Genomic DNA, 12,982 nt, shown 5'->3' with positions numbered 1-12,982 from the left:
AAGCAAAACCACCACAGGGCGGCAAATGAATTCACCCGGATTCCACTATGACTGATGGCCTAGCCGCGACATCGGGGGCGGTTGCGGTCACCGCCCGCCCCTATTCCCGCCCGCCCCTATCCTGCGGAAACAGCGCCATGAAGCGGATTTCGCCGTCGCCTTCATCGGAGGTCTCGATACGCCCGCCTTCGGCGCGCGCCAGCACTTGGGCAAAATGGGCATGCACGGTGCGCGCATTCACCACGTCTTCGTCCGCGTCCGGGTCAAGGGCCGCCATCAAATCGGGCTTGAGCACCGCCCCGGCGCCCTGGGCGCTTACGGCAAGGCCAGCGCCTTCAGGCAGAGCCGCCGTGTGAACCGTGACCGCGCCCCCCCGGGGCAGGCATTCGGACGCCAGCAAGATCATAAGAAGCAGCACCTTGCCGACGCCCGCGGGCAGACTATCGGGAGCATGACTGCTTTCCGGCCATCCCAGTTCGGCCTTGCCGCCCGCCAGCATTTCGCCCGCCAGTTCCCGGGCCTCGTTGAGGCTCAGCGTGCCGACGGCGGAGGCCTTGCCGCCGGCCGCGCCGAAGGCGATGCGGAAGAATGCCAAGCGGCGCGTGACCTCGGCGGCGCTCGAGGTCACCAGATCCAGGGCATCGCCGTCCAAATCACCGTCTTCAGCCAACTCCAGACCCGCGTTGACGGCACCCGCCGGTCCGACCAGATCATGGCACAGGCGCGAGCACAGCAACTGGGCAAGGTGAATGTCTGCGGTCATGTCCCTGAATGTCCTCGGTCGTCGTCCGTTCAGCCCTCCGCAAGGCGGTGCCAAGACCGACTATTGCCGACCCGCCCCCGGGGCACAAGGCCCAAGCCCGGCCACCCGGCCACGGGTGGGGAGCGTCATCCCGGAACCGGCATCCCAGCACCTCAAGGATGCGAAAAGCGCCTTTTCACCGCTTCCCGAAGCGTCCCGATCATGTTATAGAAAGCCTGTGGTATACCAAATGCCAACACGGAAACCGGGGTTATTGCTCAAATTTCCAGAGAATTCGGTAATGGCCCGCGCCGTTTCGCGACATAATTCACCGCCGTCGGCGAAACGTCCGGCGCGACAGTAAACGAGGCCCGCATCAACCGGACCCGCATAAGACCAAGGAGGAAGCCCGCATGTCCACCGCTACCGCCCAGAAAGGACGCCGCCGCGAGCGCGCCGCCTTCGGAAAGGGCCGCCAGGTCACCGATCAGGCCATCGCCGATGTGCAACGTCTTCTGGGCGATCAGCCGCGGCGCCGCGAATACCTGATCGAATACCTGCACCTGATCCAGGACGCCTTCGGCCACCTGTCCGACGCCCATATGGCGGCGCTGGCCACTGAACTGCGGCTGGCCCAGACGGAAGTCTACGAAGTCGCGACCTTCTACCATCACTTCGACGTGGTGAAGCAAGGCGAGGACGCCCCGCCGGCCCTGACCGTGCGGGTCTGTGATTCGATCACCTGCGAGATGAAGGGCTCGGGCGCCCTGACGGCGCAGTTGAAATCCATCCTGGGGCCGGACGTGCGCGTCATCCACGCCCCCTGCGTCGGTGCCTGCGATAAGGCGCCGGTCGCCGTGGTCAAGCAACGCCAGATCTTCCACGCCGACGCCGACAGCGTGAAGGCCGCCGTCGAGGCCGGTCAGGTCACCATGGACCTGCCCGCCTATAAGGACTTGGCCGCCTATCTTGCCGAAGGCGGCTACAAAGTCCTGAGCGATTGCCTCAAGGGCGCGCGCGATCGTGACGAAGCTATTGGCGTCATTAAAGAATCCGGCCTGCGCGGACTGGGCGGCGCGGGCTTTCCGACGGCCACCAAATGGGGCTTCATGAAGAACGCGCCGAAGCCGCGCCTGGTCGCCATCAACGCCGACGAGGGCGAGCCCGGCACCTTCAAGGACCGCCACTGTTTCGAGACCGACCCCCACCGGGTCATCGAGGGCGCCCTGATCGCCGCCTGGTCGGTCGAAGCGGCAGCCGTCTATATCTACCTGCGCGACGAATATCCCGCCTGCCGCGAGGTTCTGCTGACCGAAATCAAGAAGGTCGAGGACGCGGGCCTGAACGGCGACATCGAGTTGCACGTGCGGCGCGGCGCCGGGGCCTACATCTGCGGCGAGGAATCCGGCATGCTGGAAAGCATCGAGGGCAAGCGCGGCCTGCCGCGCAACCGCCCGCCGTTCCCGGCCCAGGCGGGCCTGTGGGGCCGCCCCACGCTGATCAACAACGTGGAAACGGTCTACTGGCTGCCTAAGATCATCGAGCACGGGCCTCAGTGGTATCAGGACCAGGGCCGGCCCCACTTCTTCTCGGTCTCGGGCCGGGTCAAGGAGCCGGGGGTCAAACTGGCCCCCGCTGGCACCACGGCGCGCCAGCTGGTCGAGGATTATTGCGGCGGCATGGCCGACGGCCATACCTTCAAGTCCTACCTGCCGGGCGGTGCGTCCGGCGGCATCCTGCCGGAAAGCCTGGCGGACGAACCGCTGGACTTCGGCACCCTGGACAAGCACGGCTGCTTCATCGGCTCGTCCGCGGTCGTGATCTTCTCCGAACAGGACGACGTCAAGGAAATCTGCAAGAACCTGATCCGGTTCTTCGAGGACGAAAGCTGCGGCCAGTGCACGCCCTGCCGTGTCGGCTGCGAAAAAATGCTGAAATTGATCGACAAGCCCAAATGGGATGCCGATCTGATTGATGAGCTGAGCCAGGCCATGCGCGATGCATCGATCTGCGGCCTGGGTCAGGCAGCGCCCAATCCGGTGCAGGCGGCGCTGCGCTTCTTCCGGGAGGACGTGCAATGAGCGCCAAGGACATGAGCGAAACGATCAAGTTCACCCTGGACGGCCAGCCGGCCGAAGCCAGGGCCGGCGAGACCATCTGGGACGTCGCCAAACGGAACGGCAACACCATCCCCCACCTGTGCCACCGCCCGAAAAAGGGGTACCGGCCCGACGCCAACTGCCGCGCCTGCATGGTCGAGATCAAGGGCGAGCGCGTGCTGGCCCCCAGCTGTCGGCGCCAGCCGACGGAAGGCATGGAGGTCACAACCGACAACGAGCGCGCGACCAAGGCGCGGCGCATGGTGCTGGAACTGCTGCTGTCCGACCAGCCGGAACGCCGCGAGGCCCATGACCCGGACTCCCTGTTCTGGTACTGGGCCGACAAGGCCGGTATCGCCGACAGCCGTTTCGAGGCCCGCGCCGCCTGCCCGGCGCCCGACCGCTCGCACACCGCCATGGCCGTCAACCTGGACGCCTGCATTCAGTGCAACCTGTGCGTCCGCGCCTGCCGCGAGGTCCAGGTCAACGACGTCATCGGCATGGCGGGCCGCGGCCACAAATCCAAGATCGTGTTCGACATGGACGATCCCATGGGCGACAGCACCTGCGTCGCCTGCGGCGAATGCGTGCAGGCCTGCCCGACCGGCGCCCTGATGCCGTCGACCATGGTCGACGAGAAGCAGGTCCATGTCGGCAAGCCGGACCGCAAGGTCGACAGCCTGTGCCCCTATTGCGGCGTCGGTTGCCAGGCCACGTTCCACGTCAAGGACAACAAGATCGTCTATGTCGAAGGCAAGGACGGCTATGCCAACGAAAACCGTCTGTGCGTGAAGGGCCGCTTCGGGTTCGACTACGTCGATCACCCGCACCGCCTGACCAAACCGCTGATCCGCAAGGAAGGCATTGAAAAAAATGGGGAAATGGAGCTCGATCCGAGCAATCCGCTGACCCATTTCCGGGAAGCGAGCTGGGACGAAGCCCTCGACCTCGCCGCCGCCGGACTGAAGAAGGTGCTCGACCGCGACGGCCCTTCGGCCATGGCCGGGTTCGGGTCCGCCAAGGGCTCGAACGAAGAAGCCTACATGGTCCAGAAACTGGTCCGCCAGGGCTTCCGCACCAACAACGTCGATCACTGCACGCGGCTGTGTCATGCGTCGTCGGTGGCGGCGTTGATGGAAGGCATGAATTCCGGCGCCGTCACGGCATCGTTCAACGACGCCAAGGATTCCGACGTCATCATCGTGATCGGCGCGCGCCCGACCCAAAACCATCCCGTCGCCGCGACGTTCCTGAAGAACGCCGCCAAGCAGGGGAAGCGGCTCTACGTCATGGACCCGCGCCGCCAGGACCTGTCGCGTCACGCGACCCGCCACCTGCAGTTCAAGGCGGGCCAGGACGTGGCCCTTCTCAACGCCATGATCCATACGATCATCGACGAGGGCCTGACCGACGTTCAGTACGTCCAGGCCAACACGGAGGGCTTCGAGGCACTGAAGGAGAACTCGAAGCAGTTCTCGCCCGAAGCCATGGAGGCCGTGTGCGGCATCGAGGCCAAGGTCATCCGCGAGGTCGCCCGCGATTACGCGACCGCCGACCGCTCGCTGATCTTCTGGGGCATGGGCATCAGCCAGCACGTCCACGGCACCGACAACGCGCGCTGCCTGATCGCGCTCAGCATGATCACCGGCCAAATCGGCCGCCCCGGCACGGGCCTGCATCCGCTGCGCGGCCAGAACAACGTCCAGGGGGCATCCGACGCGGGCCTGATCCCCATGGTCTATCCCGATTACAAATCGGTCGAGGCCGCCGACATCCGCGCCACCTACGAAGACCTGTGGGGCGTCGACCTGCCCCGGGAACGCGGCCTGACGGTGGTCGAGATCATCCACGCGATCCTGGCCGACGAGATCAAGGCCATGTACATCATGGGCGAAAATCCGGCCATGTCCGACCCGGACGCCCGCCACGCCCGCGAAGCGCTGGCCAAGCTTGAGCATCTGGTGGTGCAGGATATCTTCTTCACCGAGACCTGCTTCCACGCCGATGTCGTCTTGCCGGCCTCGGCCTTCCCGGAAAAGGCGGGCACGTTCTCCAACACCAACCGCCAAGTCCAGATGGCGCGGCCCGTGGTCGACATGCCCGGCGAGGTGCGCCAGGACTGGTGGATCATCCAGGAGATCGCCAACCGCCTGGGCCTGAACTGGAATTATTCCGGGCCCATGGACGTGTTCAATGAAATGAAAAAGACCATGCGGTCCCTCGACAACATCACCTGGGAGCGCCTGGAGAACGAGGACAGCATCATCTATCCGTGCAAGTCCGAAGACAGCCACGGCGAGAACATCATCTTCGGCGACGGTTTCCCGACGGCGTCGGGCCGCGCAAAACTGGTGCCCGCACAACTGGTGCCGCCGGATGAACTGCCCGACGACGAGTTTCCGCTGGTCCTGACCACGGGCCGCATGCTGGAGCATTGGCACACGGGGGCGATGACCCGCCGGGCCACGGTCCTCAACCTGCTGGAGCCGGAACCCGTGGTCAGCATGAACCCCTACACCATGGGCGAAAAGGGCCTGGCGCCCGGCGACATGGTGAAGGTGGCGACCCGCCGCGGCGAAATCGAGCTGAAGGTCCGCGCCGACCGCGACGTGGCCGACGGCATGATCTTCATCCCGTTCTGCTTCCACGAGGCGGCGGCCAATATCCTGACCAACCCGCAGCTCGACCCGGTGGGCAAGATCCCCGAGTTCAAATTCTGCGCGGCGCGCGTGGAAAAGGTGCCGGACGCCCAGGTGGCGGCGGAATAAGACCAGGAAAAATAATTGCGTTGGGAAACGGGGGCTCAAGCCCCCGTTTTCATGCCTGCCCGCGCTTGACGATGTCCTCGGCGATGGCGTGGACGGACGGGCTGCCGTCCTCGACGCCGGAGATCGCCGCCGTGCGGTCCTTGACCTCGGCCTTCACCTCTTCCAGCGTCACGCCGGACGACTTGATCATAACGGCGAGAATCGATTCGATGGCCAGGATATGAGCCGCCAAATTCTCGGATTCCTCCATGCGTGCCTGGGCAGCCTTCCCGAAGCTTTGCAGCTCTTCGGCAATCTTCGTGAGGTTCCCCTCCAACTCTTTGATTTGATTGAAGAACCCGGAATCCTCAAGATGCTTTACGAAGATCCGCGAAGCTTCCTGCGCGTCTTCGCCGCTGTTGTCGGACATGATACCCCCTTTAACGGCTTTTCATTTGACCGGACCAGCATAACCCCTGGGCGCACGCCTGTCATGCGCGAGCACCCCTTCCACCGCGCCGCCGGACGCCCCATTTCCACAGCATGGAAGCGTGAGTTGAATCGGCGCGGCAATCCACTAAAATACCCATACCTACAGCCGCCGGGCGAACAACCGCCAGCGGTTTGATAAGAAGGGGTGGAAACATGCAATCATTCTGGACCGGGACCATTGCCGCCGTCATCATCGCCGTCGTCGCGGGCTTCGCCTTGAACGCCACGAACATGACCGCGGGCGAGAAGTATTCGACGAGCAACGTGCGTCTGAACTAGGCCCCTGACGCCGAGCCTGGCTCATCCCGCACCTCGACCGGACGCGGCATTTCCTTAACGCTGAATTCGCCCGCCGCGCGCCGCCGCGAGGCCCCTCCCCTAGGAAAAGGTTAACGCAACCCGGCAAAAATTGCCGCGCCGCGCGGTGGCCGTGCGCCCGCGGCCCCTAAAAATTAACGTTTTATCAACCATTTAAAAACACCCCCCAAAGGCACGTTTCTTGCCTGCGTTTTCCCCTGCGACCACTCGCTTGGGGATACAGAGAGGCAAGAGGGGGACCCATGACCACGCCCATCTACAATTCGTACAGCCAGTTCAATTATTTTTCCTATTACCGCGAGACCCTGACCCGGCAAGCCATGGAAGGTGAGCCGCAGGCGGCCGCTGACGGCGGCACGGCGCCATCGGATTCAGCAGCGGAAAGCCAGACGGACGACACCACGACGGGCCAGTTCATCGATTTCGTCCAGGCATTCCGGAAATGGGCCGTGTTGCCGGAACTGCTGGCAGAGGCTGACAACGGATCGGCGGAATACAAACAAGAGATCGATGGCGGCGACGGCGACGACGAAATCGAAGCCCACGGCATCAACGTATCCGTCCAAGGCGGCGCCGGGAACGACACGATCGACGCCCGGGGCCATAGAGTAGCCGTGAACGGCGGCAGCGGTGACGACGTTATTTCCGCGTCCTCGGCGTGGTCGGGACAGGGCCCCATCTTCACCAGCCTGATTTCCGGTGACGACGGCAATGACGAGATCACCACCCGGGGCCTGGCCGGCCTGGTCAACGGCGGCGAAGGCGACGACGTCATCACCGGCAAGGACGGCATGATGGAAGTCTTCGGCGGCAGCGGCGACGACACCATCGTCGCCGAACGCGGCGCGCACAAGATATTCGGCGGCGCCGGCAACGACACCATCGTATCGCACGGCAATCTGCTGTACGGCACCGCATTCGGCGGCGCCGGCGACGACATCGTCAGCATCTCCGGCCGCGCGGTAAAGGCCTACGGCGGCACCGGGAACGACAAGATGACCTTCGACAATGCGCAATCGCTTGTCGGTTACCAATGGACCGAGGATGGCCTTGTCCCGTCGGTCGAAAACCGCGTGATCGCCAACGGCGGCCTGGGCGACGACGAGATGACCTTCAATGATTCCTACGGCGACATCGAATATTACGCCGGGGACGGACACGATACGGTCGAAGGAGCCGACGAACGCAGCATCCTGAAACTGGGCAAGGGCCTGACCTTCGAAGACACCTCGTTCGCCGTGAACGGCGACGACCTGACGGTTTCCTTTGGCGAGGCCGGCGGCTCCGTCACCTTCAAGGACTATCAGACCAAGGGTCTTCCGTTGATCGAGTTCAACGACGGCAGGATGCTAGATGCGTCCTCGACCATCGCCTATGCCGGCGGTGATCCGGACGCCTATGTCGCCAACGACAGGGCGGCCGACGACATCGCCTAACAATCCATCTGAGCATGAAAAAGGGCGGTCCTTGCGGGGACCGCCCTTCGTCGTTCGTTGTGCCGAGATCACTCCGCCGGCTGCGTGTTGCCCACGTTGCCCTTGGTCATTTCCTCTTCGACCCAGAGCGAATGGTGCTCCTTGGCCCAGTTGAGGTCGACCTGACCGGAGGCGACGGCGTCGATGGCGCCTTCCATGCCCAGCGAGCCGATGTAGATATGGCCGATGATGGCACCGATCATGACCAATCCCACCAGGGAATGCCACAACACGGAAAGCTGCGTTTCCTGGAGAACCGACAGGGTCGTCGGCAGACTGGCGCCCAGCTTGTTCAAGATGGCGAACGTGCCGGCCCAGGGCTGGACATCGCCCGGGAACATCAACGCCAGACCCGACAAGGTCAGCGACGCGCCACCCAGAATGACCAGCCAGAACACGATCTTCTGACCGGCGTTGAAGCGCGGCGCTTCCGGGTGCACGCCCTTGGAAAACAGGCCGCCGCCGATGGCCAGCCATTTCAGGTCGCGCAGCGTCGGAATGTTATGCCGAACCCACAGGAAGAACATCATCACGATCCCCAGAATGAAGGCGAAGGCGATGTAGTTGTGCGCCAGTTTGCCGTAATAGGTCAGCGCCCCGAAGGCATCCGCCCCCAGAATGGGTTTCAGCACGTACCGGCCGTAGGACACGTTCAGGCCCGTCAGGCCCAGTACGATGAAGCTGGACGCCGTCAACCAGTGCGTCGCGCGCTCCAGCGCGTTGAAGCGCTCGATGGTCCGACCCTGCGGGTCGCGGCCATGGTCGATCCGAATTTTGCCGCGGATCAGGAAGAAGGCGGCGATGGCGATGACGGACACCAGCAGGAAAATGCCGCCGAACTGGCTGAGCGGGCCGTTCTTGGCGGCGCGCCAGACGTCGCCGTCCGACTGCACCAGTTGCCCCGCCTGCTTATCGGGAATGGACACCGTGCCGGTGATCCCCCCGCGCACGGCGCGCCACATTTCCGATTGGGACAGGGCGCCGCTTGCGCCACCGGGAACTTGCCCGCCGGTCTGCGCCTGTGCCTGGGCCATGTCGAGTGCCGGCGAGCCGGTCAGGACCGCCGCACCGCCATAGGCCACCATCAAGGCGAGAGCCAGGGCTCCCGCAAATTTACGAATGTTCGACCAGGTCATATTACGTTTCCCCGTCATATCTTTTGCGAACCCGCGCGGACGCGCGGGTCTATTTCGCGCCGCCCTGATTTTGGGCGCGCTCGTTCAATTCGCCGGGCACCCTGACGTCGGCGCCTGAATCCTGAACCTTCGCACCCCCGGCGAACCCGGTGCCGGATGCGCCGCCTTGGCTGCGGGTGCGGTTGCGTAGTTCCTCAAGCCGAGATTCGCTCAACTGGGCATCAGGCTTGCCCTTGTAGACACCCGGCTCGTATCGGATCATTCGGCCCTGTTCCTCCGCGCGGCAGGCCGTGAGCGCGATCGCGGCGATCGCGATCCCTCCCAATGTCCTGACCATGCGGGCGGTCGTATTGCGCTTTCCGGTCATATTTATTTCCTTGTCACACCCCGTTTGGTTCCAGTAGCCGGAAAGGGGTGCCCCTCTGCTTGTTGCAGCGAGGCACCCCTCCCAGATTACGCTACCGGATGGACCTACGAGCCCGCCTTCAACTGATAGGCGGTGCCCCAGCCCCAGGCGCCGGACCCGAAGCCACGGGCCACGACACGCTCGCGGTAGATGTTGGACACCATGTCGCCGTCGCCGCCCAAGAGAGCCTTGGTCGAGCACATTTCGGCGCACAGCGGCAACTTGCCTTCCGCAAGGCGGTTACGGCCGTACTTCTGGAATTCGGCGGCGGAGTTGTCTTCTTCCGGGCCACCGTTGCAGAAGGTGCACTTGTCCATCTTGCCGCGGCTTCCGAAGTTGCCCGCCTGCGGGTACTGCGGCGCCCCGAAGGGGCACGCGAAGAAGCAGTAACCGCAACCGATGCAGAGGTCCTTGGAGTGCAGGACCACGCCTTCTTCCGTCTGGTAGATGCAGTCCACGGGGCAGACCGCGATGCACGGCGCGTCGGAGCAGTGCATGCAGGCCACCGAAATGGACCGTTCGCCGGGCTGGCCGTCACGGATAGTGACGACGCGGCGGCGGTTGATGCCCCACGGTACCTCGTGCTCGTTCTTACACGCGGTAACGCACGCGTTGCATTCAATGCAGCGCTCGGCATCACAAAGGAACTTCATTCTTGCCATTGTTGCGTCTCCCTAACCTAGGCCGTTTCGATGCGGCACAAGGTGACCTTGGTCTCTTGCATGTGGGTCACGATGTCGTAACCGTAGGTACCGCACATGTTGGACGCTTCGCCCAACACATAAGGATCGGCCCCTTCCGGATACTTGTGGCGAAGGCTTTCGCCCTGCCAGTGACCACCGAAGTGGAACGGCATGAAGGCCACACCCGGTGCCACGCGTTCCGTGACCAGGGCCTTGACCTTCACCTTGCCGCCTTCCGGCGAGTACACCCACATCTGCTGACCGTCCTTGATGCCGGCATTGTTGGCATCGACCGGATTGACCTCGCAGAACATGTCCTGCTGCAGTTCCGCAAGCCACTTGTTCGCGCGGCTTTCTTCACCACCGCCTTCGTATTCAACAAGGCGGCCGGAGGTAAGGATGGTCGGGAACTTCTTGGAGAAGTCCTGCTTCTGGATGGACTCGTACGCCGTCGGCAGACGGTAGTTCTTCGTATCCTTGTACGTTTCGTACTTGGGCAGAAGATCCCGCCGGGGCGTATAGAGCGGTTCGCGGTGCAACGGCACCGGATCCGGGAAGGTCCAGACGATCGCACGGGCCTTGGCGTTCCCGAAGGGCGCACAACCGTGCTTGATGGCGACGCGCTGGATACCGCCCGAAAGGTCGGTCTTCCAGTTGGTCTTGTCGCCGGCAACCCCTTCGATGACCTTCAGTTCCGCTTCGGTCAGGTCCTTGTCCCAACCCAGCTTCTTGAGAACCGCCATCGAGAACTCGGGATAACCGTCCTTGATTTCCGAACCGACGGAGTAGGAGCCTTCGGCAAGGAGGCTGACACCGTTGCGTTCCACACCGAAACGAGCGCGGAAGTTCAGGCCGCCTTCGGCGACCGGCTTGGAGGTGTCGTACAAGATCGGCGTGCCCGGATGCTTCAGCTCCGGCGTGCCCCAGCAGGGCCACGGCAGACCGTAATAGTCGCCGGCGACAGCGCCGCCAACGGCCTTCAGCGAGGTCTTGTCGAAGGTCGCCTGGTTCTGCATGTGGGCCCGCAGGCGCTCCGGCGACTGGCCGGTGTAGCCGATGGTCCACATCCCCGTGTTGTATTCGCGGGTGGTGTCCTCGATCGAGGGCTCGTCATTCGTGACCTTGATGTTCTTGAACATCTCCTTCTCGAAGCCGAGCTTCTTGGCGAACTTGTACATGATGACGTGGTCGGGCAGCGATTCGAAAACCGGATCGACCACCTTTTCACGCCACTGCAGGGACCGGTTGGACGCGGTCACGGAACCATAGGTTTCGAACTGCGTCGACGCCGGCAGGACATAAACGCCGTCCTTGCGGTCCGGGATGACGGACGCGAAGGTCGGGACCGGATCGATAACGACCATCAGATCCAGCTTTTCCATCGCCTTCTTCATTTCCGGAAGACGCGTCTGGGAGTTCACGGCGTGACCCCAGAGAACCATGGCCCGGAGGTTGTCCGGCTGATCCATGTTCTTCTTGTCTTCGAGAACGCCGTCGATCCAGCGCGACACCGGAATGCCCTTGGATTCCATCAGCTTCTTCGAGGCGAAGCGGCCGAGGAGATAGTCGTAATCGACCTTCCAGACACGGGCCCAATGCTTCCACGACCCCGTCGCCAGACCGTAATAGCCGGGCAGCGAGTGCGACAGGATGCAGAAGTCGGTCGCCCCCTGAACGTTGTCGTGACCGCGGAAGATGTTGGCGCCACCACCGGCACGACCCATGTTGCCAAGGGCCAGCTGCAACACGCAGTAGGCGCGCGTATTGCTGTTGCCGTTGGTGTGCTGAGTCGACCCCATGCACCACACGATGGTGCCGGGACGGTTGTTAGCCAGCGTGCGGGCAACGCGCTTCAACTGCGCGCCGGGAACGCCCGTGACCCGTTCGGTCTCGGCCGGATCCCATTTCTTCACTTCGGCGCGGATTTCGTCCATGCCGTAGACGCGCTGCTTGATGAACGTCTTGTCTTCCCAGTTGTTTTCGAAGACGTGGTACAGAATGCCCCAGATCAGGGCGACGTCCGTGCCCGGGCGGAACCGCACGTATTCATCGGCGTGTGCTGCCGTGCGCGAGAAGCGCGGGTCGCAGACGATGAGTTCGGCGTTGTTCTGCTCTTTCGCCTTCAGGATATGCTGCATCGCGACCGGGTGCGCTTCGGCGGCGTTGGAGCCGATGAAGAACATGGCCTTCGAGTTGTGCATATCGTTGTAGGAGTTCGTCATGGCGCCGTAGCCCCAGGTGTTGGCAACGCCCGCGACCGTGGTCGAGTGACAGATGCGCGCCTGATGGTCGCCGTTGTTGGAACCCCAGAAAGCGTAGAACTTCCGGAACAGGTAGGACTGTTCGTTGTTGAATTTGGCGGAACCGAGCCAGTACACGGAATCAGGGCCCGACGACTTGCGGATGTCGAGCATCTTGTCGCCGATTTCGTTGATCGCCGCGTCCCAGGAAAGCCGCTTCCACTTGCCGCCTTCGAGCTTCATCGGATACTTCAACCGGCGGTCACCGTGGGCGTGTTCACGGACCGACGCACCCTTGGCGCAATGCGAGCCCAGGTTCAGCGGGCTGTCGAATCCCGGTTCCTGGCCGACCCACACGCCGTTGTCGACTTCCGCAATGACGGTGCAGCCGACGGAACAGTGCGTACAAACGGATTTGATTTGCTGCATGCCTTTCGCCGCCGCGGTCGCCGCCTTGGCCGGTTTGGCCAAGCCCAGCGGTGCAGCGGAAAGAAGCGCGGCGCCCCCGGCGGTGATCCCTGAACGCTTCAGGAACGTACGGCGGTCCATGGACCCGCCGACCACGCCGGCCAGTGCCTGCTTCAAACGGGGGCCTATCGCCACCCCGTCGCTCTTTTTGGTGAGCATTTTAAGTTATCTCCCAA

Annotated in this window: 10 protein-coding genes; 4 read left to right on the top strand and 6 right to left on the bottom strand. The window is 63.4% G+C overall.

Annotated elements, in window-relative coordinates; translation table 11 throughout:
- Positions 1-100: 100 nt before the first annotated feature.
- Positions 101-763 (bottom strand): histidine phosphotransferase family protein, encoded by a 663-nt coding sequence (locus RJ527_12885; protein ID WND74934.1) that lies wholly within the window; start codon positions 761-763, stop codon positions 101-103.
- 392 nt (positions 764-1,155) lie between these two features.
- On the opposite strand from RJ527_12885, the gene RJ527_12880 reads away from it, so the two are divergent.
- Together RJ527_12880 and fdhF are read left to right on the top strand one after the other, a co-directional pair.
- Positions 1,156-2,823, top strand: a complete 1,668-nt coding sequence (locus RJ527_12880; GenBank protein WND74933.1) for an NAD(P)H-dependent oxidoreductase subunit E — start codon at positions 1,156-1,158, stop codon at positions 2,821-2,823.
- Positions 2,820-5,609: a formate dehydrogenase subunit alpha gene (gene fdhF, locus RJ527_12875; GenBank protein ID WND74932.1), complete on the top strand. Its 2,790-nt coding sequence runs from the start codon at positions 2,820-2,822 to the stop codon at positions 5,607-5,609. The genes RJ527_12880 and fdhF overlap by 4 nt, the downstream gene beginning before the upstream one ends.
- A 49-nt stretch (positions 5,610-5,658) precedes the next feature.
- On the opposite strand, the gene RJ527_12870 is transcribed toward fdhF, so the two are convergent.
- The gene (locus RJ527_12870; protein ID WND74931.1) at positions 5,659-6,018 is read right to left on the bottom strand and encodes a hypothetical protein; all 360 of its coding nucleotides are present in this window, start codon (positions 6,016-6,018) and stop codon (positions 5,659-5,661) included.
- A gap of 215 nt (positions 6,019-6,233) precedes the next feature.
- On the opposite strand from RJ527_12870, the gene RJ527_12865 reads away from it, so the two are divergent.
- Both RJ527_12865 and RJ527_12860 read left to right on the top strand, forming a co-directional pair.
- Complete coding sequence (locus RJ527_12865; GenBank protein WND74930.1) at positions 6,234-6,359, top strand: hypothetical protein; 126 nt, start codon at positions 6,234-6,236, stop codon at positions 6,357-6,359.
- Between the two features lie 281 nt (positions 6,360-6,640).
- A complete protein-coding gene (locus tag RJ527_12860) occupies positions 6,641-7,834 on the top strand; it encodes a hypothetical protein (GenBank protein WND74929.1) in 1,194 nt (397 codons plus the stop codon).
- 68 nt (positions 7,835-7,902) lie between these two features.
- Here the strand turns inward: RJ527_12860 and RJ527_12855 are convergent, their stop codons facing one another.
- The 4 genes from RJ527_12855 to RJ527_12840 form a co-directional block, all read right to left on the bottom strand.
- Complete coding sequence (locus RJ527_12855) at positions 7,903-9,009, bottom strand: formate dehydrogenase subunit gamma (GenBank protein ID WND74928.1); 1,107 nt, start codon at positions 9,007-9,009, stop codon at positions 7,903-7,905.
- 49 nt (positions 9,010-9,058) lie between these two features.
- Positions 9,059-9,376 (bottom strand): hypothetical protein, encoded by a 318-nt coding sequence (locus RJ527_12850; GenBank protein WND74927.1) that lies wholly within the window; start codon positions 9,374-9,376, stop codon positions 9,059-9,061.
- Positions 9,377-9,480: 104 nt separating this feature from the next.
- Positions 9,481-10,077, bottom strand: coding sequence for a formate dehydrogenase FDH3 subunit beta (fdh3B, locus tag RJ527_12845; GenBank protein WND74926.1), 597 nt, complete (start codon positions 10,075-10,077; stop codon positions 9,481-9,483).
- A 17-nt stretch (positions 10,078-10,094) separates the two neighbouring features.
- Positions 10,095-12,965, bottom strand: a complete 2,871-nt coding sequence (locus RJ527_12840; protein ID WND74925.1) for a formate dehydrogenase subunit alpha — start codon at positions 12,963-12,965, stop codon at positions 10,095-10,097.
- Between the last annotated feature and the right edge of the window lie 17 nt (positions 12,966-12,982).

Source organism: Thalassospiraceae bacterium LMO-SO8 (assembly GCA_031655335.1).
Lineage (GTDB): Bacteria > Pseudomonadota > Alphaproteobacteria > Rhodospirillales > Casp-alpha2 > UBA1479.
Note: the sequence above shows the minus strand (reverse complement) of the source record. Positions and strands in the feature narration are given on the sequence as shown.

Excerpts from the sequence above, each read along its gene's own strand:
- RJ527_12885 (WND74934.1), bottom strand. The coding sequence starts at position 763 with ATGACCGCAGACATTCACCTTGCCCAGTTGCTGTGCTCGCGCCTGTGC.
- RJ527_12880 (WND74933.1), top strand. The coding sequence starts at position 1,156 with ATGTCCACCGCTACCGCCCAGAAAGGACGCCGCCGCGAGCGCGCCGCC.
- fdhF (WND74932.1), top strand. The coding sequence starts at position 2,820 with ATGAGCGCCAAGGACATGAGCGAAACGATCAAGTTCACCCTGGACGGC.
- RJ527_12870 (WND74931.1), bottom strand. The coding sequence starts at position 6,018 with ATGTCCGACAACAGCGGCGAAGACGCGCAGGAAGCTTCGCGGATCTTC.
- RJ527_12865 (WND74930.1), top strand. The coding sequence starts at position 6,234 with ATGCAATCATTCTGGACCGGGACCATTGCCGCCGTCATCATCGCCGTC.
- RJ527_12860 (WND74929.1), top strand. The coding sequence starts at position 6,641 with ATGACCACGCCCATCTACAATTCGTACAGCCAGTTCAATTATTTTTCC.
- RJ527_12855 (WND74928.1), bottom strand. The coding sequence starts at position 9,009 with ATGACCTGGTCGAACATTCGTAAATTTGCGGGAGCCCTGGCTCTCGCC.
- RJ527_12850 (WND74927.1), bottom strand. The coding sequence starts at position 9,376 with ATGACCGGAAAGCGCAATACGACCGCCCGCATGGTCAGGACATTGGGA.
- fdh3B (WND74926.1), bottom strand. The coding sequence starts at position 10,077 with ATGGCAAGAATGAAGTTCCTTTGTGATGCCGAGCGCTGCATTGAATGC.
- RJ527_12840 (WND74925.1), bottom strand. The coding sequence starts at position 12,965 with ATGCTCACCAAAAAGAGCGACGGGGTGGCGATAGGCCCCCGTTTGAAG.